Annotated in this window: 18 protein-coding genes; 3 read left to right on the plus strand and 15 right to left on the minus strand. The window is 46.9% G+C overall.

The genetic code is table 11. The annotated features are described in order from the left end of the window. Nucleotides 1-4: 4 nt before the first annotated feature. The 12 genes from nuoH to Q0N89_RS02800 all read right to left on the minus strand — a co-directional run bounded on the left by nuoH (nt 5) and on the right by Q0N89_RS02800 (nt 14,141). On the minus strand, nt 5-1,036 hold the full coding sequence (gene nuoH / locus Q0N89_RS02745) for an NADH-quinone oxidoreductase subunit NuoH (protein ID WP_078317629.1): 1,032 nt from the start codon (nt 1,034-1,036) through the stop codon (nt 5-7). Continuing rightward, entirely contained in the window at nt 1,036-4,089 is a 3,054-nt protein-coding gene (gene nuoG, locus Q0N89_RS02750; RefSeq protein WP_294033275.1) for an NADH-quinone oxidoreductase subunit NuoG, read from the minus strand. Before nuoG ends, nuoH begins: the two co-directional genes overlap by 1 nt. After that, nucleotides 4,089-5,513, minus strand: a complete 1,425-nt coding sequence (locus Q0N89_RS02755; RefSeq protein WP_294033276.1) for an NADH-ubiquinone oxidoreductase-F iron-sulfur binding region domain-containing protein — start codon at nt 5,511-5,513, stop codon at nt 4,089-4,091. Before Q0N89_RS02755 ends, nuoG begins: the two co-directional genes overlap by 1 nt. Next, nucleotides 5,510-6,019 carry an NADH-quinone oxidoreductase subunit NuoE gene (nuoE, locus tag Q0N89_RS02760; protein ID WP_294033277.1) on the minus strand — a complete coding sequence of 170 codons (510 nt, stop codon included), beginning with the start codon at nt 6,017-6,019 and terminating at the stop codon, nt 5,510-5,512. Before nuoE ends, Q0N89_RS02755 begins: the two co-directional genes overlap by 4 nt. Nucleotides 6,020-6,166: 147 nt before the next feature. Further along, nucleotides 6,167-6,562 carry a GFA family protein gene (locus tag Q0N89_RS02765; RefSeq protein ID WP_294033278.1) on the minus strand — a complete coding sequence of 132 codons (396 nt, stop codon included), beginning with the start codon at nt 6,560-6,562 and terminating at the stop codon, nt 6,167-6,169. 9 nt (nt 6,563-6,571) lie between these two features. Further along, entirely contained in the window at nt 6,572-8,329 is a 1,758-nt protein-coding gene (gene nuoC / locus Q0N89_RS02770; RefSeq protein ID WP_294033279.1) for an NADH-quinone oxidoreductase subunit C/D, read from the minus strand. A 70-nt stretch (nt 8,330-8,399) separates the two neighbouring features. After that, nucleotides 8,400-9,071, minus strand: coding sequence for an NADH-quinone oxidoreductase subunit B family protein (locus Q0N89_RS02775; protein ID WP_294033280.1), 672 nt, complete (start codon nt 9,069-9,071; stop codon nt 8,400-8,402). Between the two features lie 146 nt (nt 9,072-9,217). Continuing rightward, nucleotides 9,218-9,817 carry an NADH-quinone oxidoreductase subunit A gene (gene ndhC, locus Q0N89_RS02780; RefSeq protein WP_294033281.1) on the minus strand — a complete coding sequence of 200 codons (600 nt, stop codon included), beginning with the start codon at nt 9,815-9,817 and terminating at the stop codon, nt 9,218-9,220. Nucleotides 9,818-9,953: 136 nt separating this feature from the next. Further along, complete coding sequence (locus tag Q0N89_RS02785; protein ID WP_294033282.1) at nt 9,954-10,169, minus strand: heavy-metal-associated domain-containing protein; 216 nt, start codon at nt 10,167-10,169, stop codon at nt 9,954-9,956. A gap of 93 nt (nt 10,170-10,262) precedes the next feature. Beyond that, a complete protein-coding gene (locus tag Q0N89_RS02790; RefSeq protein ID WP_294033283.1) occupies nt 10,263-11,015 on the minus strand; it encodes a DUF305 domain-containing protein in 753 nt (250 codons plus the stop codon). A 72-nt stretch (nt 11,016-11,087) separates the two neighbouring features. After that, nucleotides 11,088-11,759 carry an outer membrane lipoprotein chaperone LolA gene (gene lolA / locus Q0N89_RS02795; protein WP_294033284.1) on the minus strand — a complete coding sequence of 224 codons (672 nt, stop codon included), beginning with the start codon at nt 11,757-11,759 and terminating at the stop codon, nt 11,088-11,090. A gap of 231 nt (nt 11,760-11,990) precedes the next feature. Then, nucleotides 11,991-14,141 carry a cation-translocating P-type ATPase gene (locus Q0N89_RS02800; protein ID WP_294033285.1) on the minus strand — a complete coding sequence of 717 codons (2,151 nt, stop codon included), beginning with the start codon at nt 14,139-14,141 and terminating at the stop codon, nt 11,991-11,993. A 268-nt stretch (nt 14,142-14,409) separates the two neighbouring features. Between Q0N89_RS02800 and Q0N89_RS02805 the strand changes: the two genes are divergently transcribed. Beyond that, nucleotides 14,410-15,060: an SH3 domain-containing protein gene (locus tag Q0N89_RS02805; protein WP_294033286.1), complete on the plus strand. Its 651-nt coding sequence runs from the start codon at nt 14,410-14,412 to the stop codon at nt 15,058-15,060. Nucleotides 15,061-15,134: 74 nt separating this feature from the next. Beyond that, the gene (locus Q0N89_RS02810) at nt 15,135-16,118 is read left to right on the plus strand and encodes a hypothetical protein (protein WP_294033287.1); all 984 of its coding nucleotides are present in this window, start codon (nt 15,135-15,137) and stop codon (nt 16,116-16,118) included. A 118-nt stretch (nt 16,119-16,236) separates the two neighbouring features. On the opposite strand, the gene argC is transcribed toward Q0N89_RS02810, so the two are convergent. After that, nucleotides 16,237-17,310 (minus strand): N-acetyl-gamma-glutamyl-phosphate reductase, encoded by a 1,074-nt coding sequence (gene argC / locus Q0N89_RS02815; protein ID WP_294033339.1) that lies wholly within the window; start codon nt 17,308-17,310, stop codon nt 16,237-16,239. Nucleotides 17,311-17,579: 269 nt separating this feature from the next. Between argC and Q0N89_RS02820 the strand changes: the two genes are divergently transcribed. Beyond that, nucleotides 17,580-18,857, plus strand: coding sequence for an aminotransferase class I/II-fold pyridoxal phosphate-dependent enzyme (locus Q0N89_RS02820; RefSeq protein ID WP_294033288.1), 1,278 nt, complete (start codon nt 17,580-17,582; stop codon nt 18,855-18,857). A 118-nt stretch (nt 18,858-18,975) separates the two neighbouring features. Here the strand turns inward: Q0N89_RS02820 and Q0N89_RS02825 are convergent, their stop codons facing one another. Next, nucleotides 18,976-20,502: an acetyl-CoA hydrolase/transferase family protein gene (locus Q0N89_RS02825; protein WP_294033289.1), complete on the minus strand. Its 1,527-nt coding sequence runs from the start codon at nt 20,500-20,502 to the stop codon at nt 18,976-18,978. Nucleotides 20,503-20,716: 214 nt separating this feature from the next. Then, nucleotides 20,717-20,845, minus strand: coding sequence for a methionine/alanine import family NSS transporter small subunit (locus tag Q0N89_RS02830; RefSeq protein ID WP_294033290.1), 129 nt, complete (start codon nt 20,843-20,845; stop codon nt 20,717-20,719). Between the last annotated feature and the right edge of the window lie 7 nt (nt 20,846-20,852).

The following is a 20,852-nucleotide window of genomic DNA, read 5'->3' on the forward strand; positions in this document are numbered from 1 at the left end:
ATCCTTATTGTGCCAGTAGAATGACTGCGGCAGTCACCAATAAGTTAATCAAGGTCACCGGCAGGCAGACTTTCCAACCAAAGTTCATCACCTGATCATAGCGTGGACGCATGAGCGAGCCACGAGCTAGAACAAACAAGGTCATAAAGAACAAAGTCTTTAGCATAAACCATACCACAGGTGGAATAAATGGAATATCAATGCCAAACGGTGGCAACCAACCGCCAAAGAACAAGCAAGTCATCAGCGCTGAAATCAGCACCACATTGACATATTCACCGATAAAGAACATACCAAATTTCATGCCTGAATATTCCACATGATAACCTTCGGCTAATTCTTGTTCGGCTTCTGGTTGGTCAAATGGATGACGGTGCGTCACAGCCACGCCTGCCACCACAAAGGTCAAAAAGCCAAAGAACTGTGGCACGACATTCCATACGGTTGTTTGGGCTTCGACAATGTCACGCAGGTTGAATGAGCCTGCCATCGCCACCACACCCATTAGGGATAGACCCAAGAATACTTCATAGCTGATGGTTTGGGCTGATGAACGCAGACCACCTAGTAGCGAGAATTTGTTCGCTGATGCCCAGCCACCAAACATCACGGCATATACCGCAAGACCTGCCATCGCAAAGAAGAACAACAGACCGATGTTCCAATCAGCCGCACCCAAAGTTGGACTTAGCGGAATAATGGCAAAGCTTGCCAAAGCGGTGAACATCGCAATCGCCGGTGCTAGTGTGAAGATTTTTTTGTCAGCAAATTCTGGCGTCCAGTCTTCTTTAAAGAAGATTTTTAGCATATCTGCCACAAGTTGTAACGAGCCTTGCCAGCCCACACGGTTTGGACCATAGCGGTCTTGCCACAGCGCAAGCATACGGCGTTCATAGACAATCATCAAGGCAGCAACAATCACAAGCCCCAAGAAAATCACCAATGCTTGTACCACCAAAAACAGCACCGACCAAGCATCAAAGCTCATCATATTTGCCAAAAATGTCGGCATTTCTGGAATAATACGCGTACTCATTACACAGCCTCCACAGATGGTGCGACTTTGATCGGTGTATCACTCACCTTAAACAGCGGATTACGGTGATGGCTAGGCAAGTGATCCAAGCTCACCGCATAAGCGGGACGATAAATCGGATCGACCGTATCGGCACGCTTAATGGTGGTTGGGACTTTTGGTGACAGCGGCACTTGACCTGCTGCATAGCCGATACAACCATCAGGGATAAATTCGACCAGTTTCACCGGTAGGACAATCTCACCTTGCACGCTTTGGATGGATAACAAATCCCCTTCACGCACTTGCCAATGATCGGCATCTTCTTGGGTCATGTACCAACCGATGTCTTGGTTTTGGCTTGCGACCACAGGGCTTCTTGATGCCATTGGGCTTGAGCCAAATAGCGTATGCACAGGGATTAAGCGTACCACGCCATTGAACACGCTAGTGCTGGCTGGGTCTTGTACCATCATACGATTTGACGCATAGACCACCTCTAGGCGTGGCAAGCTGTCAAATAGACGCACGCCGACATCACCGCCTTTGAGCTTACCGCCAACTTTGTCTTGGTATTTGTTCCAAGCTTGTGGCGAGTTCCAACCTGCCGCCCATGCAAATGGGATGCTGGCAGGATTAGTTTGGTTACCCACATAACCTTCCATTGAGAAAGTCAGTGCGGTATCTACATCTTTTGGTTGCATTGGCTCATGGATTGATAGCGGTGCACGCATCGCTGTACGACCTGAATAACGGCGTGGTTCACGAGCGATTTTTAGGCCCGTGATACGATAGTCCGCTTCAGGGGCGGCATCTTTGATACCTGCAAGCTGCGGATAATCAGCGGCAATATCCGCAATCACTTCATCTAGGTGTGCTGCTGATGCTACTTGTCCTGCATCATGTGCCAACGCATAGAGCCAACGCCATGCATCTTTGATGTCGCTTGTTGGGTCGTAGTATTTTTTGTCATAAGCTTGGAAGAAACGCTGTGCACGGCCTTCTGCGGACACGAGCGTACCATCACTTTCTGCAAAGCTTGATGCCGATAGTACCAAATTCGCCTTGTCATGCCATGCATAGTACTGATGATCGATGACAATCACAGTTTTGCCATCAATCTTATCAAGCACATTGATGCTATTTAGCTGACTTAGATCGTTTTCGAGCACTACCACCGCATCAAAGTCTTTTGCCAAGACTTCTTCGATCGACTGACCACCGAGTAAGCTTAGACCTGCGCTGTTCGCTGATGGTAGGCACAGATAGATACCCGCCATCGTCACAAACTTAGCATCAAGTGCTTTTGGCTTTGGTGTACGCACAAGCTGAGCTTGTACATCTTTATCCGTCCCTGTGCCGTCATGTTCAGGCTTGGCGACAAGCTGTGGATCGTGCTCAGGCACAGTTTGTGCAGCATCTTCGAGTGCTTGATAGGCGGCAAGTTCTGCATCATTGACAGACTTAATCGCACGGCGTTTATTGCTAAGCGCTTGAGCGATATAGCCTGCCGCTTCGATAACTTGAGCTGATGCCAATGATGTACCTGATACCACAAGCGGTTGATTGGCAGTAACCAAATCGACAGCGATTTGATATGCCAAATCCAGCATATCGGCATCGGCATTGAGCGCAGGTTTGCTTAGGTTCTCAAGGTGCGCATCAAAGCTTTCGATCACTTCACCGACCAAATAGCCAAGACGGGCAATCTCTTCTATACTCGCCACCGCTGACACTTTGGCAATGTCATCAAGCTTGGTATCGACCACATCCACCACATAAATCGGACTATAAGCCGACTGACCGATACGCTTGACAGGTTCAGCCAGCCAATGATCGGTGCGTAGTGCGGTTGCCATTTTTTTGGCTTCGTTTTTGGCGGCTTGGCGGACTGACAGTGCCACACGAGCGGCAGTCTGCGTGATGTCTTCGCCTAGCACGAACACCGCATCAGCTTGTTCGATTTGGGCAAGCGAGACATTATACACGCTGTCATTACGCAGGATTTCAACGGACTTTTCTACCAAAGCTTTGGTTGCCATGGATTGACCTGTGCTGTAATTGTCCGCACCGACCAGTTTTTTGAGCGCATAGTTATTTTCTAGGCTGGTCGCATCAGTGCCGATACCGATGGTTTTTTTGCCTTTTAATAATTCAATAGCACTATCAAGGGCTTGGTTGGCATCCATCAGCTGTTTGCCTGATGCGCCATTGGCGTATGGGCGTACAGGACGGTCGGCACGATTGACATAACCATAACCGAAACGACCACGGTCGCATAGGAAATAGCCATTGACATCATGGTTGTAGCGGTTCTCGATACGGCGGATTTCACCATAACGCTCGCCTGCTGAGATATTACAGCCACTTGAACAGCCATGACAGACGCTCGGTGCGTACTGCATATCCCATTTGCGGTTGTAGCGGTCTGAATGCGTCGCATCGGTGAATACACCGGTTGGGCACACTTCGGTCAAGTTGCCGCTAAATTCGCTCTCAAACTGACCATCTGCTTCACGGCCGAAATACACACGGTTATTCGACGCATAGACGCCCATGTCTTCGCCACCGGCATAGTCTTTATAAAAACGCACACAGCGGTAGCAAGCGATACAGCGGTTCATCTCATGATTGATGAACGGGCCTAAGTCTTGGTTGTGGTGCGTACGCTTGGTAAAGCGATAGCGTCTTTGGCGATGCCCTGACATATAAGTCATGTCTTGTAGATGGCAATGACCGCCTTCTTCGCAGGTTGGGCAATCGTGCGGATGATTGGTCATGATATACTCAACGATACGCTTACGAAAACCCTTTGCTTCTTCGTCATCGACTGAGATATACATATCATTAGTCGGTGCGACCATGCAGCTCATCACTAGGCGGCCACGACCTGCTTCATAGTCTTCGGCATTGTTGTACTGCTTGACCGCACACTGACGGCATGAGCCCACTGAGCCAAGCGCAGGATGATAACAAAAATACGGAATATCAATACCAAGCGACAAGCAGGCTTGCAATAAGTTATCGGCGCTATCGACTTCTACTGTCTTGCCATCAATATGAATGACTGCCATCACGCACCCCCTTGTTGAGTGGCATCGCTTGAAGCGGTGTCGCTGTTTTGGATTTTATTGTCAAATTCATGGCGGAAATACTTGAGTGCACTCATCAACGGCTCCATCGCCCCCGGTGCGTGCGCACAAAATGTCTTACCAATCCACAAATCTCGTGTCAATTCAGACAGCTTTTCAATGTCTTCAGGCTTACCTTGACCATTATCAATCGCATCAAGCATCTTGACACCCCAAGGCAGACCATCACGGCACGGCGTACACCAGCCACAGCTTTCTCGTTGGAAAAATTGTTGTAAGTTCTTGGACAGGCTCACCATATCTTGGGTCTCATCCACGACCATCATCAAGCAAGTACCCAGACGGCTGCCTGCTTTCATAATCGGGTCAAAGTCCATCACCAAATCCAGATGCTCATCGCTTGCAGTCAAAAAGTCGGTACTCGCCCCGCCCGGTAGCCAAGCTTTGAGCTTAAGTCCATCTTGCATGCCACCAGCCAGCTCAATCAGCTCACGAGCGGTATAACCAAATGGCACTTCCCACAGACCTGCATCCTTGACACGACCTGAGCAGCCCATGATTTTGGTGCCCGGGGTTTCTGATTTGCCTTTTTTCTTTGGCAAATCTAGATACCATTCAACGCCATTGAGCATAATAGCTGACATATTGTTCAGCGTCTCAACATTATTGACAACGGTCGGACGACCCCATGCGCCTGAGACTTGTGGGAAAGGCGGTTTGGTGCGTGGGTTGGCACGGCGACCTTCTAGGCAGTTAATCAACGCCGTCTCTTCGCCACAGATATAGCGACCTGCACCTGTATGTACGTGCAAATCAAAATTAAACGCCGTACCCAAGATGCCATCACCCATCAGACCCGCTTCATGCAGCTCTTTGATGGCGGCTTCTAGACGCTCGGCAGCTAGGATATATTCACCACGGATAAAGATATAGCCCACGCTTGCGCCGATGGCATAAGCGGTAATCAGCATCCCTTCAATCAGCTGAAACGGCAGACGCTCCATCAATAGGCGGTCTTTGAATGTGCCCGGCTCCATCTCGTCAGCATTACAAATCAAGTAACGCACGCCCCCATCAGGCGGTGTCATAAAGGTCCATTTTAGACCTGCGTTAAAGCCTGCGCCCCCACGACCACGCACATTGGCGGTCTTAATCATCTCGCCGACTTCTTTTGGGGTTTTTGATAAAGCGATTTTTAAGCCTTCAAAGCCTTTTAGTGCCAAATAATCAGCCAGCTTTAGCACGGCATCTTGGTGAAACAGTCGCCAAGTCAATGGGTGTGTCAAAGAAGTTGGCTCTTCGCCTTCTGCCAAGCCCACGCCATAAATCGGCACACGCTGATTGTTCAGCTGACTTGGTGCAAGACCATTTTGGCGAGCTTGTATTTGTTCTGCTACGGTTTTCATGCGTATTGCTCCAGCAACATCGATACTTCGCTTGGCAGGACAGGGCCATAAGTATCTTCATCGATTAGCACGCTTGGGCCTTTGTCACAGTTACCCAAACAGCAAATTGGCAATAGTGTAAAGCGACCATCCGCTGTCGTCTGACCAAATTCAATGCCAAGCTCACGCTTGAATGCGTCTGCCAAAGCTTCATAACCTGTCAAATAACACGCAATCGAATCACAAATCAAAATCACATGGCGACCCACAGGACTGCGATAAATGCGGTTAAAAAATGTCGCCACACCTTCCACATCCGTGGTGGCAATGTCTAGCATATTGGCAATGGCAGCGACTTGGGCATCATCCACCCAGCCGTTTCGCTTTTGAACCAATTTTAGGGCATCAAGCACCGCAGCACGAGCTTGTGGGTAGTGATGAATGTATTCATCAATGCCTACAATCTCTTCACTGGTCAAAATGGATGCCACATCCACTTTGGGGGTTTTATCAGTTACAATTTTCATAGAAACCCTTGTTGTTATTATCAATCAATCTATCGTCCACAGTCATTCATGTCAATTGCGTAAAACTACTGATATTAGACATTATGAACAATAATGATACTTCTTTATTCATGCCAATTCTTTTAAAGAGTTAGGCAATTTACCAAATTAACTATTTGTCACCATCTCCAAGAATTCGGCTTCGGTCAATTTGGGTGTGTCATTAGCAAGTTCGTAATAACACGCTTTTTTATCAATAAAAATTTGTGAAGTCAGTTTAAAATTCACATCATCAAACAGCCCTGCTGACAAATAATAATTGTCCGTGCCTAGCTGATGAAAATACAAATGCGTACCACAGATTTTACAGAAATTGCGAGTACCCCAATCTGATGACTGATAAGTACCAATTTCTTGGGCATTATCGGTGGTTATACTTTGTGCTTGTACGGTAAATCCTGCTGAACCACCCCATTTACGGCAGTGATTGCAATGACAGGCATGAAGTGCATCATTGCTTGCCACTTCTATAGTCACCGCCTGACACAAACATTGACCTTTCATTTTAGCCCCTTATCGATCACAGTCAGCCATGACAATGTCAATACTTGCCAAATAAATAATCGCATCAGAGACCAGCGAGCCATTGATTACGCTTGGCATCTGCTGAAGGTGGGCAAAGGTCGGCGTACGGATACGAGTACGATAGCTCATGGTTGAGTTATCTGAAGTGACATAGTAGCTGTTTAGACCCTTGACACCTTCGACCATCGCACAGCTTTCGCCCGCTGGCATCACAGGACCCCATGACACAGAGACGAAGTGGTTAATCAAGGTTTCGATGTCTTGGAGCGTGCGGTCTTTTGGCGGTGGTACAGCCAGTGGGTGCTCGGCTTTATAAGCACCGCTTGGCATATTGTTTAGACACTGCTCAATGATGCGTAGCGATTGGCGAATTTCTTCGATTTTTACCAAGCATCTATCATAGGCATCACCATTGTAGAATACAGGCACTTCAAAGTCGAAGTTCTCATAGCCCATATACGGACGCGCCTTACGCAAGTCAAAATCAATACCTGTCGCACGCAGACCGGCACCGGTTACACCCCATGCCAAAGCTTGCTTGGCATCATATTGGGCGACCGCTTGGGTACGGCCTTTTAGCACGGTGTTGGTCATGGTGGCTTTGACATATTCATCGATACGCTTTGGCATCCAGTCAAGGAAATCTCGTACCAGTTTTTGCCAGCCATTTGGCAAATCGTGCGCCGTACCGCCGATACGGAACCATGCAGGGTGCATACGGTAGCCTGTCACCGCTTCGATGACATCATAGGCTTTTTGACGGTCGGCAAACATATAAAATACTGGCGTCATACCGCCTGCGTCTTGGATGAATGTACCCCAATATAGCAGGTTATTGGTGATACGGAAAAATTCGCTCATCATCACACGGATGGTCTGCGCACGCTCAGGCACGGTGATGCCTGCCAATTTTTCGACCGCCATGATGTACGGTAGCTCATTCATCACACCGCCCAGATAGTCGATACGGTCGGTATAAGGGATGAACGAATGCCAAGTCTGACGCTCTGCCATCTTCTCCGCACCACGATGGTGATAGCCGATGTCAGGGATACAATCCACAATCTCTTCACCATCTAACTGTAGCACCAGACGGAACGCACCGTGCGCTGATGGATGGTTTGGGCCGATGTTTAGGAACATAAAGTCTTCGTCACGGCCGCTACGCTTCATACCCCACTCTTCAGGGACAAAGCGTAGATTTTCTTGTTCAAACTGCTGTTTGGCAGTGTTTAGGAAATATGGGGTAAATTCGGTCGCACGCGCGTGGTATTCTTTACGCAGTGGATGACCTTCCCAGTATTTTGGTAGTAGGATACGAGTCAGATGTGGATGACCATCAAAGATGATGCCAAACATATCATAAGCTTCACGCTCATACCAGTTGGCATTTGGATAAATCTTGGTGGCGCTTGGCGTGCTTTGACCTTCTTTTAGGGCAACCTTGACACGGATGTCGCTGTTACGCTCAAGGCTCATCAGATGATAAAACACCGTAAAATCACTTGGCGGCAGACCATGACGATGCGTACGCAGGCGCTCATCAATGGCAGATAAGTCCACCAGCATCACATACGGCTTTGGCAAGGTACGCAGGGTCATCAGCACATCAAGCACATGCTCAGTACTTACCCAAATCGTTGGGATACCATCGGCAGTTTCTTGGATGGTGTACTGACCTTGATGCTTGGCATTTAGTTCATCAAAAACCGCATGCTTTGATAATGCGTTGTCAATGATGCTCATTGTTATTTTCCTTATATCGCCATATTCATCGATATGGACAAAAGCTAAAACTTGAAATTAAATAATCGAATTACCAAGCATCATCTTGGCTACGCAAATTGACCGTCGCAATACGGTCGGCATTTTTGCGGTCACGCTCTGGTGTCATCACAGGCTGGATAATGCCCTGCTCATCTAGGTGAATACCAAGCGGACGGCGTTCGTGCGTGATGGAATTTTGTAGGAGCATCAGCGCTTGGATGACCGCTTCTGGGCGTGGCGGACAACCCGGGATATAGACATCGACAGGTAGGATTTTGTCCACACCTTGTACGACAGAATAGATGTCATACATACCGCCCGAGTTGGCACACGCACCCATTGAGATGACCCATTTTGGCTCAAGCATCTGCTCGTATAGACGCAGGATAACCGGCGCCATCTTGACAAAACAAGTCCCTGCCACAATCATCACATCCGCCTGACGGGGAGATGCACGAATCACTTCAGCACCAAAGCGTGATAAGTCATGCACGCCTGTCAAGGTGGTGGCATACTCAACATAGCAGCAGCTAGTACCGAAGTTAAACGGCCAAAGTGAGTTTTTGCGACCCCAGTTGGCAGCAGCATGGGTTAGGTCTGATAATTTTGCCATAAAGACATTCTTATCAATCTCTGCTTGGGTGATGTCGTCAATCAACTCTCGTGATTGTTTTGGGTATTGTTCTGCCGATTGATTGGCACGGGTTAGTGTGTATTTCATAGCGGTACACTTTATTTGGTCTGTATAGAATAGATGAATTGCTGGATAAAATCTGGCTTAAGCGTTTTGCATTCCTTTGCAGTGCGATGTGTGCAATTTGCATAAGGCAAAAAACGCCACAGCCAAAGCCGTAACGTTTTTTGTGGTTAGTCATCCTGACGAAAATCGTGCGTGGTGACGCGTCCTGTGGTGTTGATATGGTCAATATTTGCCATATGTGCACGGTTTTTTTCGATATCGTTAGAGACATTGATGCGACCTGATGACTGCGCAGGCACTTTGCCCGTTGGGTCAGTGTGTAACTCATCGATGCCGTTGAATGCTGTAATGGCAGCCAAATCAAAGTTTTCAGGGCGAGTTAAAATGCGTGGTTTTTTGCGACGCTTATCAGCCGGTGCCCAGTTCATCGCACCCAGTCGCATCTCATAGACCAAACCGACGAATAAGATGGCAATAAAAATCGCAGCCGCCGTAAAGCCAAGCCAATTGACTTCACGCACACTGACTGCGTAAGCGTACAAAAATAATGCTTCTAAATCGAAAATAACAAAGAAAATCGCAACCAAATAGAACTTGGCAGACAGTCGAATGCGTGCCGAACCTGCTGACACAACACCCGCTTCGAAGGTTTCTTGTTTTTGAGAACCTGATGAACGACCACCCAATAATCGTGGTACTACCAACATAAATACCACAAGCCCTGCGGCGGCTAACAAAAATGCAATCGCTGACCAATTGGCTAACATAATCACCTCTGTGTGATTTTTTTGGAATAAAACTGATGTATTATAGCATAGATAACAAAATTACATCATTTTAGCAATAAATTCAGATAAAAATGGCATTTTTTAAATTTATATCTGTTATATATGTAACAAATAATTAATTTACCGCTGACACATCAAATCCTGCGTCCTCGATCGTCTCACTCAGCGCCTGTACGCTCACTATCGCTTCATCAAAGCTGATGACAGCTTGCTGATTCTCAAGACTGACCGAGATCGACTGTACGCCATCGACTGCCTGCAACGCCTTTTGGACACTGGCTGTACAGCCACCACAGGTCATGCCTGAGATATTAAAAGTTTTGGTTGTCATAATCAAAAACCCTTGTCAGCTGATTTTTGGCTAATTTTACTCTTTTTGACCAAAAAAAGCAAAAACCCAATGTGACTGCACATTGGGCTTGACTTAGCGTTTTTTATCAGATTTTAGCCATGCTTTCATCGTATCGATGTGATGCTGCTGCTCCATCATCATTTGATTGACAAAGTCATCAATCTCAGATGCAAGTGACTGTTTTTGGTAAATTTTTGCCATATTGACTGCCAGCTTGTGATGACCAATCATCACCTTGGCAAACGCTGTATCAGCATCTGGATCGTTGCTGTCATCGATCATGTGATCAAAGGCTTGTTGATCGATTTTTGCAATTTGTTGTTGCACATCTGACAAATCATCAGAGATGTCTTTTTGTTTTGGCTGTGCAATCAGCCAATCTTTCATCCATCCGATTTCAGCCTGCTGTGTATCAATAACTGCCTGCGCCATCTCACGAACTTGTGGATTTTTGCCGTGTTTGAGCTCCACATACGCCATCGATACCGCCGCTTGGTGATGCGCGATCATACTTTTTATAAAAGCCATATCTACATCTCGAGCCTTGATGGCATCCGATAGTTGCTCTTTGATGTCTTGGATGATGGCATGGTATTTTTGGGTATGCTCGGTGCTCTCTTGCGTGACTGCGGTCGCTTGTGCTTGTGTTGACTGGCTTTGCACTGGTGAAATTTCACTTTGTGCTACCGACTGCGCCACCGATGGCGATATAGGTGCAGACTGCTCAGAAGTTGATGCGTTTTGGCTGCATCCCACCAAGCAAAGCACCCCAAGTATCGCAGGTGCCACAATCTTATACATCGCTTTTGGACTGTCACTATTCATAGGCTTTGGTCTATATCGATGATGGTTGAGATTGTCATGCGCACAAGTCACATGACAATCATTGGATTGGGATTATTGGCTAATCACATCTACGCCTGCAGGTGGCTTAAAATCAAACTGCGATGCGGCGATTTTTTTGTTCATTGTAATATTGCTAAAGCGAATCGATGTCTCCTGACCTAAGTTATCATTTAGCACCATCATCACAGGACGGCCGCCATTGAAGCTGATAGAGACATTTTTGAAGTTTGCATTGGCAGACTTTGGTGTCAGCACAAAGTAGTTTTTATTGCTGTATGGCTGACTGACGCTAAAGCTACGGTTAATCTGATTAACATCACCAGATAAAAGTAGCGCAGGTGTTTCACCGACTTGATTATTTACCGACTGCTTGGTCACTTGCTGCAAATCTTTGTCATAGATCCATAGCGTGCTACCGTTTGCGACAATCAACTGTTCAGCAGGTGATTTAGTTTCCCAACGGAACTGATTTGGACGCTGCACACTCATCGTACCAGAAAAATTACTAGTTTTATTACCTGCTCGTGTCTTTTGGCTAAAATTCGCCGACATAGATTTGACATTGCCAAGTAAGCGGTTTAGGCTTTTTGTGGCATCCGCTTGGCTGACGGCGGCAGCGTGTGCACTTGTCGTCATTAAAGGCACTGCAACAACGCCAACTGTGGTCACTGCCAAAGCAGCTTTAACCACTGCCGCCTGAATCAAAGATAAAGTTTTAGTCATTATATTCTCCAAAATTGAAAATATTATAAATCAAAACACAATCTAAAGCACAAAAGATTCGTGTTTTATTTCGCTATGTGGGTATTTTGCCAAGTTTATATGTTGCAATCTACTGCAAAAATGCTAATGATGACACCGAATTGTTACACAGTTGGTTAATTTTTGAGCATTTACTGTAATTTTTGGCAATAATTCACCATTTCAGCGATATTTGTAACAAAATATGACAATTTATTCTGTCATCAAATTCAGTCGCTTGAGTCGAAGTGCATTCATCAGCACCGATATTGAACTTAGTGCCATTGCTGCCGCTGCCATCACAGGGCTAAGTAGCCCCATTGCTGCTAGCACAATACCAATACAGTTATAAATCAGCGCAAAGAATAAGTTTTGTTTGATGGTATCAAGCGTACGCTTGGCAATGTGGTAAGCATAATAGACATGGCTGAGTGACTCACCAAGCAATGTCGCTGATGCCGTATGCCGTGCCACATCGGTCGCACCACCGACTGCAAAGCTTGCTTGCGCTGCTGCCATCGCTGGTGCATCATTGACGCCGTCTCCGACCATCGCCACCTGATGACCTGCCTTGACCTGTGTTTCGACGGCGGATAGCTTATCTCGTGGTGACATCTGGGCTTGTGCGTGTTCAATGCCAAGCCCCTTTGCAACAGCATCGACCGCCGACACTCGGTCGCCACTCATCAGCATCGTGGTGATACCCTGCTGATGTAGGCGCTCGATGATGGCTTTGGCATCAGGCTTAATGGCATCTGCTAGCCCAACTATCGCCACAGGCTCATCATTAATCGCCACCGCCACCACACTCATTGCGTCCCAGTCATCACTTTGCCGACTATCACCTTGCCAGTTATCAAGTCCGACAAATGATGGCGCACCCACCTTGATATGACCCACACCATCAATCATGGCATCCATCCCCTGACCTGTATGTGTGCGTACATCCTGCACAGTGTATAAGGTTATGGCACGCTCTTTGGCAAACTGCACCAACGCCACTGCCAACGGGTGCGTGGCATACTGCTCGACACTCGCAGTCACCGCAATCAGCGTCTGCTCCGACCATGCCGAACTTAGAGATTGCCACTTTGCCACCACAGGCTCGCCTTTGGTCAGCGTACCTGTCTTGTCAAAGACAATCGTATCAATCCGCCCTGCCATCTCAAGGCTTGGCGCATCACGAAACCACACGCCATGCCGTGCTGCCACGCCCATACCCGCCATGATAGCAGCAGGCGTCGCTAGTCCTAGAGCACACGGACAAGCAATCACCAGCACCGCCACCGCTCGCATCAATGCCGTATCAAATCCCGTGCCAAACCATAGATTCACCCCAAAGGTCAGCAGGGCTATCGCCACCACCACAGGCACAAAGACCGCCGACACCGTATCGGCAAAGCGTGCAATATTCGCCTTAGACCCTTGTGCATCTGCCAGTGCCGTCATCATATCGCCAAGCTTGGTCTGTGCGCCGGTTGCACAAGCCTTATAAGTTACACTGCCGTCACTTAGTACACTGCCTGCATAGACCATCTGTCCCACCGCCTTGTGCACGGGTGCACTCTCGCCCGTCAGATGTGCTTCATTTGCCCATGCTTGACCACTGATGACGACACCATCGACTGCGATTTTATCCCCTGTATTGGCAAGAAGTACATCACCCACCCCAATCTCATCAATCGCCACCTGCACAAAGCCATCACCCACCTGCTTATGCACCATCGATGGTACAAGCTTGGTCAATAGCTCAAGACTATCAAGGCTCTGGGTCTTGGTACGATGCTCAAGGTATTTGCCCAGTCGTACAAAAGCAATCACCATCACCGATGCTTCAAAATACACCCCATGCATCGCATCAGGATGAGTCAGCCAGACATAAGTCGAATACGCCCAAATCGCCGTCGTACCAATCGCCACCAGCACATCCATATTGGCAAGTCCGCCCTTGATACTCGCCCACGCCCCTTGATAAAACTTCGCCCCATATGCCACCTGCACAACGGTCGCCAGCATAAACTGCACCCACACAGGCATCATCAGCGCATGACTGCCGACCATCATGCCAATCATCCCCACCCAAAACGGCAAGCTTAAGCCCCATAACACCCACAACTGCCACGGCATCTGCGTATCCATCATAGACTTATCAAGCGTCGCACCAAAGCCCGTCTTGGCAACCCAAGCCACTATCTCATCTGGACTGGTCTTGGTATTATCATAGCTGACTTGCAGTGTCTCTGTAGCAAAGTTCACCGTCGCCGTCTCAATGGCAGGTTTTTTATTCAGCACTTTTTCGATGCGATTGGCGCACGCTTGGCAGGTCATGCCGGTGATGGCGAAATTTTGGTGAATGATTGGCATGATAATTCTCCTTTTCTTAATGGTTTTATCATAATTAACTCATGGTTATCAGCATAATCGCTCATCGCCATCATGCCCAACCTTATGATAAGCCTTATGATAAACCTTGACCCATGGTTAATGTCAAGCCAAATATCAAGATGATAGCTACCGCTAGACACATGAATGACACAACAGTTTCATAAAGTGTTAATTTGATTGATACATCAGTAATAATTTGGTAAAATTCTATGATGGTTATAGTTTATCTCATAATTTAGGAGTAGTTATGAAACGTGTTTTAATCGCAGCATCATTAAGCCTAGCCATGACAGGCTGTGACGGTGATGTCATCAAGAGTATGGCTCGTGCTGTATTGGCTGACGAAATCAATCAAAATCAGCAACAAGCACCACAACAACAAGCCCAACAACCTGTAGCAACCGACCCAAATGCACAGCTACAACCTGTTCAGCCTGTAACCACTGCACCTGCACAGCCAACCACTCAAGCACAACAACAACCAGTGCAACAGCCCGTACAGCAACCTGTTGCAGTAGTGCCTGCACAGCCAGCTCAACAACCTACAACTGTTCAAGTACAAACCGTGCCTGCACAACAGCAACCAACAACCATTATCGTGCAAGCTGAACAGCCACAACCACAAAAGACCGTTGTGGTTAAACAAGAAAAGAAATCAAACTTCAACCCAACACACATTGTGGTAACATCAAATGATCCGCATATCTTTATGCGTGCTGAACCATATACGGAGGCAAAAAAAATCACCAAACTACCTAGAGGCACCAAAGTTCGACAAATTTATTGCAATGATATGGAATATAGACCAGACCAAAATGAGCATGGCAGATGGTGTCAAGTTAGCACTCAAAAAGGCACTACCGGCTATGTATTTGATGCCTACCTTAGTCCGCTATAATAAAACTTTCTCATCATACACCACCCAAAATTCGTTTGGGTGGTATTTTTTAATCAATGAAACAAGAAATTATCATGCACACATCTAAGTTTCTTTTCACCGCTCTGCTTGGTTTGGCAACGATGAATACTGCCTGCTCTAACAATTCTAGCGAGCAAAGCCAAGCATCGACATCCAACCCGCAAACTCAAGCCGTCAGCACAGACACTGCAAGCCAAAATACAGGGAGTAATGACGACAAGGCGACACCCACCGAAACAACTACTGCAAACAACGAAAATTCGCCTTGCCCTGTACAAGTGCCGAACGATGATAAAGATTTGCTAAGTCGTGGTAATTTACAACTGCTTGAAAAACATGGTATTCAAGTTTCTCAATGCCAAGTGATGCTAAATAACCAATCTTTTAAAATTGATATTTATAAAAAAGAACCGATTGGCAATGTGCGATACTTAGCCCTGCACGATAGCGAAGATGCAGCATTTGATGGCGGACTTGATGCCATCAAAGATGGTGGATTGATGGTGGTACTTGAAAATAATGAGCAACGCTATTTTTATGACCAAGCTCGTCAAGCCGTCACCAAAAAAGACCCTAATCGTATTTTTACACCATCGGATGAGTTTTTCCCATTGGGTGAGTTTATTTTACAACAACTTCACATCACGCCTGATGCATACATTATCTCGTTGCACAATAACAATCCCGACGGCGGATTTGGGATGAAAAATATCAAAAAATATGGTGCGACAGACATTCTTTGCCATCAACATTCTGATGATAAAAATCTGTTTTGGTTGCCATATTCAGCCACCACACCTGATATTAAAGAGCTTGGCGACAAACTTTGTGCAAAAGGAATTTACAATGTCGTGCTAGAAAATGTGCCTGCTGTCGCTGATGGTGATGGCTCATTATCAATCTACGCTGCAAATCAAGGTTATCGATATGTCAATATCGAAATTCGTGCAGCGAAACGCAACAATGTCGATAGTGAACAGCTTGCAAAATCTGAACAAATTAAGCACATCCAAGAGTTTCTACAAGCTGTGCAATAAGTAAAGTCAACATACAGCTTATCAAATACGCTGTAATCTCTAAGACTTCTATAATCAAAACCACTCATCTACTACAAATGAGTGGTTTTTTATTATGATAAATCAGCTTTTTATTCCATCACGGCACGACAGGCACCAGCTCAAGCCCTGTTGTTTCGGGTAGTCCGCATAGGATATTCATATTTTGTACCGCTTGACCTGCTGCACCTTTGACCAGATTATCCTGCACCACCAGAATCGTTAGCATATCGCCGTCTTGATGGATGGCGATGCGTAGTTTGTTCGACGCACGCACCGAGCGAGTATCAGGTAGCACGCCTTTTGGCAACACATCCACAAAATACTCATCGGCATAACACGCCTCAAACACACTTTGCCAATCCTGCGCCTCGCCTGCCTCAGACAGTGGCACATGAATGGTGCTAAACATCCCACGAATCATCGGCACCAGATGCGGTACAAAGCGTAGCTTGTGCGGGAATTTGGCGGACAAAATCTCATTCACCCCTTGGGTAATCTCAGGGCTATGGCGATGCCCTGCCACGCCATACGCACTAAAGTTATCCGCCGTTTCAGCATAGCTGATACCCAGCTTGCCTTGGCGACCTGCGCCCGAGATGCCCGATTTGGCATCAATGATGATACGCCCATCGACTAGGCTTGTCCCTGCTTGATTCTCCGCATCAATCACAGGTTTTAGCCCCAAAATCGCCGTCGTCGGATAACAGCCCGGATTGGCAATCACAGATGCAGCCGCAATCTTATCACGGCTCACTTCAGGTAAGCCATAGACGCTGTCTTTGAGCACATCTGTGCAAGTATGCACCATACCGTACCACTGTTCAAAGTCATCAAGCGACTGCAAGCGAAAATCTGCGCCCAAATCAATCACCTTCACGCCCTTTGCCACCAGTGCAGGCGTATGTGCCATCGCCACACCATGCGGTGTCGCAAAAAACACCACATCACAGCCATCTGCCATCTGTGCCATCGTCTCATCCGTCATATCGCTAAATGCCACATCGCACACGCCACGCAGACTTGGGAAAATCTCACTCACTGCCTTACCCGCTTCACTGCGAGAAGTCAAAAACTTCACCGCCACAGACGGGTGACGGCTCAAAATACGCAATAGTTCAACCCCTGTATAGCCCGTACCACCGACGATACCGACACGGATTTTCTCATTCATAGTCATCTCTACTACCCTTATTATCAAAGCCTATAAACTCATCCATATTAGCCCAAAGACACCCAAAATGCAATGATATTCATCACGCCACATCAGCAAATCCTACCGTTGCACTTAGGGCTTAGTTTGACTGATAAAGATAAGATTACTGATAACAGCCCAGCGGTTTATGAAAATTCATCATAAGTATGTGGTGCAATCTGAATTGAGCATGACTAAAATTTTTATTATAATTGCTTAAATTTATTCAATGTTATGGAGTAACACTCATGAGCTACAAAGACGAAACCCTAGCCATTCACGCAGGCTACAGCCCAGAGCCCACCACCAAGGCAGTTGCCGTGCCGATTTATCAGACCACTTCGTATTCCTTTGATGACACTCAGCACGGGGCGGATTTGTTTGATTTAAAGGTGCAAGGCAATATCTATACCCGCATCATGAACCCGACCACCGCAGTGCTAGAAGCACGAGTGGCGGCACTCGAAGGTGGTATTGGTGGCTTGGCATTGGCATCGGGCATGGCGGCGATTACTTATGCCATTCAGACCATCGCCGAAGCAGATGATAATATCGTCTCAGTCTCTCAGCTGTATGGTGGGACTTACAATCTATTTGCCCATACCCTACCAAAACAAGGTATTGAAGTTAAATTCTTTGATGGCAACAATCCTGATGAACTACGCCACAAGATTGATGACAAAACCAAGCTGGTCTTTGTAGAATCTATCGGCAATCCACTGGGCAATATCATTGATTTACAAGCGGTGAGTGCCATCGCTCATGAATTTGGCGTGCCTGTCATCGTCGATAATACCGTTGCCACGCCTGCCCTACTCAAGCCCTTTGAGCATGGGGCGGATATTGTGGTGCATTCTTTAACCAAATATATCGGCGGTCATGGCACGAGCATTGGCGGTATTATTGTGGATAGCGGTAAATTCCCTTGGGGCGATTATCCAGAACGCTTTAAATCCTTAAACACCCCTGACCCAAGCTATCACGGTGTCAATTATGTTGAAGCCTTAGGCGAAGCTGCCTATATCGCTCGTGCCCGCGTCGTGCCACTTCGCAACACAGGGGCAGCGATTAGCCCGATGAATGCATTTTTGATTTTGCAAGGCTTAGAAACCTTAAATCTACGCATGGAGCGACACACCTATAATGCCCAAAAAGTCGCTGAATTTTTACAAAATCATCCTAAAGTAAACTGGGTCAATTATGCAGGACTGCCAAGCCATCCACAGCATGAGCTAGCGGTCAAGTATCTTGGCGGTAAACCATCAGGTATCTTATCCTTTGGGGTTAAAGATGGTCGTGAAGGTGGTACACGCTTTATTGATGCCTTGCAATTATTCACCCGCCTAGTCAATATCGGCGATGCCAAAAGCCTTGCTTGCCACCCTGCGACCACCACCCATCGTCAGCTCAATGCCGATGAGCTCAAATCCGCCGGTGTCAGCGAAGACATGGTGCGTCTATCAGTAGGTATTGAGCATATTGATGATTTGATTGCTGATTTAACGCAAGCACTTGAAAAAGTGTAAATCTTACAACTTAAGCAACGCAGACAGGGCGAGCAATCCACTTGCCCTGTTTTTTTTGTTGTGATACAAAAAAACCGCCCGAACAATCGAGCGGTTTTGGCTTAAGCCATCAAATTGATTATTTGATACGCATATCACCAGTTTCAACGAAGCGTTGGTGCCATGATAGCGCTTCAAGCAAGATGTGTGGCGTGTGGATACCACCTGCTTTCTCACTCACTGCCAATGCACGATCATAGTAGTCACGCAGCATATCACGATAGTCAGGGTGTGAGCAGTTCTCGATGATTAGCTTAGCACGCTGTTTTGGTGACTTACCACGCAAATCTGCCATACCTTGTTCGGTCACGATGAACATCACATCATGCTCGGTGTGGTCGTGGTGGCTGACCATTGGTACGATTGATGAGATTGCACCGCCTTTGGCAGTTGATGGGCTGACATAGAACGAGAAGAAACCGTTACGGGTAAAGTCGCCCGAACCACCGATACCGTTCATCATCTTAGTACCCATGACATGAGTTGAGTTCACATTACCGTAGATGTCCGCTTCGATCATCGCATTCATACCGATGATACCTAGACGGCGGATGATTTCTGGGTTGTTGCTGATTTCCATTGGGCGTAGGATTAGCTTGTCACGCAAAAACTCAATGTTGTCATTGAAGCGTTGTAGCGCATCTGGGCTAAATGACAATGCAGTCGCCGAAGCGTGCTTCATCTTGCCTGCCAAGATCAGATCCAGCATACCATCTTGTAGTACTTCAGTGTAGCCGGTTAGATCTTCAAATGGCGCATCCAATAGACCTGCCATCACAGCATTGGCGACGTTACCCACGCCTGATTGTAGCGGCAATAGGCTCTTTGGTAGGCGACCTGCCTTGACTTCATGATCAAGGAAATCGATGATTTGCGCTGCGATACGCATTGAGACATCATCAGGATCAGCGAATTTTGAGTTACGGTCACCGCCATTGGTCAATACGATAGCGATTACTTTGTCAGCAGCGCACTCGATATATGGCGTACCGATACGGTCAAATGCACCAACCAATGGGATTGGCTTACGATGTGGTGGCAGACCGACTTCGCCATAGATATCATGCATACCTTCTAGGCCAGCATTTTGGGCAGCGTTCACTTCGATGATAACATGCTTAGCGCATTTGATGGCTTCGACCGCATGACCGATACCCATTGCAGGGATGATATGACCTTCTTCGGTGATGCCTGATGCTTCGATGATAGCGATGTCAAACTGACCGTAGAAACCTTGACGCATTTGTTGCTCAACGTGCGATAGGTGCATATCTTGATAAGCGGTACGGCCTGCGTTGATGTTGTTACGAAGTGTTGGATCTGATTGGAATGGTGAGCGGAAATGTACCGCATTGGCTTCGGCTAGTACACCATCACACTCAGGAGCGGTTGATGCACCTGTCACCATACCGATGCTGAACTGCTCGCCACGCTCATGCGCTGCTTTGGCTTTATTTGCAATTGCAGTTGGTAGTGCTTTTGGATAGCCTGCACCTGTAAAGCCTGTGATGGCAAGGTTCATACCATTTTGGACGAACTCAGCAGCTTGCTCAGCGCTCATCACTTTATCACGCAGACCTGCGTGGCGAATACGATCGATAGACATAATATTTTCCTCTTGAGTTATGTATCCCAACAATGCGGTAAAACGCAAATGAATTTACACTTGTAAATTAGCATGATTTTACCACTAGATGACAGTGAAATAAATAGTCAGTGTTCTATTTTTTGGTATTTTTTATTAAAATTAAGTAGTCTAATTTATAAAATAGAAAAACACGCCAAACGAGTGCTTGGCGTGTTTTTGGCAAATCATCAGATTAATGATCTGCAGGGACTTTATCCATATCAATGTCAGGGTGCTTGATCAGATGGACGGATGATAAAATCAATCCACCCCAAATTGCAATCATTGCAACCAACATGACGATTAATGCTGTCGTACTCATAATCACT

Source organism: uncultured Moraxella sp., assembly GCF_945873075.1.
Classification (GTDB): domain Bacteria; phylum Pseudomonadota; class Gammaproteobacteria; order Pseudomonadales; family Moraxellaceae; genus Moraxella.

Coding starts and splice junctions, on each gene's coding strand:
- Q0N89_RS02755 (WP_294033276.1), bottom strand. CDS start 5,513: ATGAAAACCGTAGCAGAACAAATACAAGCTCGCCAAAATGGTCTTGCA.
- ndhC (WP_294033281.1), bottom strand. CDS start 9,817: ATGTTAGCCAATTGGTCAGCGATTGCATTTTTGTTAGCCGCCGCAGGG.
- Q0N89_RS02790 (WP_294033283.1), bottom strand. CDS start 11,015: ATGAATAGTGACAGTCCAAAAGCGATGTATAAGATTGTGGCACCTGCG.
- Q0N89_RS02820 (WP_294033288.1), top strand. CDS start 17,580: ATGAGCTACAAAGACGAAACCCTAGCCATTCACGCAGGCTACAGCCCA.
- Q0N89_RS02830 (WP_294033290.1), bottom strand. CDS start 20,845: ATGAGTACGACAGCATTAATCGTCATGTTGGTTGCAATGATTGCAATT.
- Q0N89_RS02825 (WP_294033289.1), bottom strand. CDS start 20,502: ATGTCTATCGATCGTATTCGCCACGCAGGTCTGCGTGATAAAGTGATG.
- Q0N89_RS02775 (WP_294033280.1), bottom strand. CDS start 9,071: ATGAAATACACACTAACCCGTGCCAATCAATCGGCAGAACAATACCCA.
- Q0N89_RS02765 (WP_294033278.1), bottom strand. CDS start 6,562: ATGAAAGGTCAATGTTTGTGTCAGGCGGTGACTATAGAAGTGGCAAGC.
- Q0N89_RS02805 (WP_294033286.1), top strand. CDS start 14,410: ATGAAACGTGTTTTAATCGCAGCATCATTAAGCCTAGCCATGACAGGC.
- nuoE (WP_294033277.1), bottom strand. CDS start 6,019: ATGAAAATTGTAACTGATAAAACCCCCAAAGTGGATGTGGCATCCATT.
- Q0N89_RS02800 (WP_294033285.1), bottom strand. CDS start 14,141: ATGCCAATCATTCACCAAAATTTCGCCATCACCGGCATGACCTGCCAA.
- Q0N89_RS02785 (WP_294033282.1), bottom strand. CDS start 10,169: ATGACAACCAAAACTTTTAATATCTCAGGCATGACCTGTGGTGGCTGT.
- nuoH (WP_078317629.1), bottom strand. CDS start 1,036: ATGAGTACGCGTATTATTCCAGAAATGCCGACATTTTTGGCAAATATG.
- nuoG (WP_294033275.1), bottom strand. CDS start 4,089: ATGGCAGTCATTCATATTGATGGCAAGACAGTAGAAGTCGATAGCGCC.
- argC (WP_294033339.1), bottom strand. CDS start 17,310: ATGAATGAGAAAATCCGTGTCGGTATCGTCGGTGGTACGGGCTATACA.
- lolA (WP_294033284.1), bottom strand. CDS start 11,759: ATGACTAAAACTTTATCTTTGATTCAGGCGGCAGTGGTTAAAGCTGCT.
- Q0N89_RS02810 (WP_294033287.1), top strand. CDS start 15,135: ATGCACACATCTAAGTTTCTTTTCACCGCTCTGCTTGGTTTGGCAACG.
- nuoC (WP_294033279.1), bottom strand. CDS start 8,329: ATGAGCATCATTGACAACGCATTATCAAAGCATGCGGTTTTTGATGAA.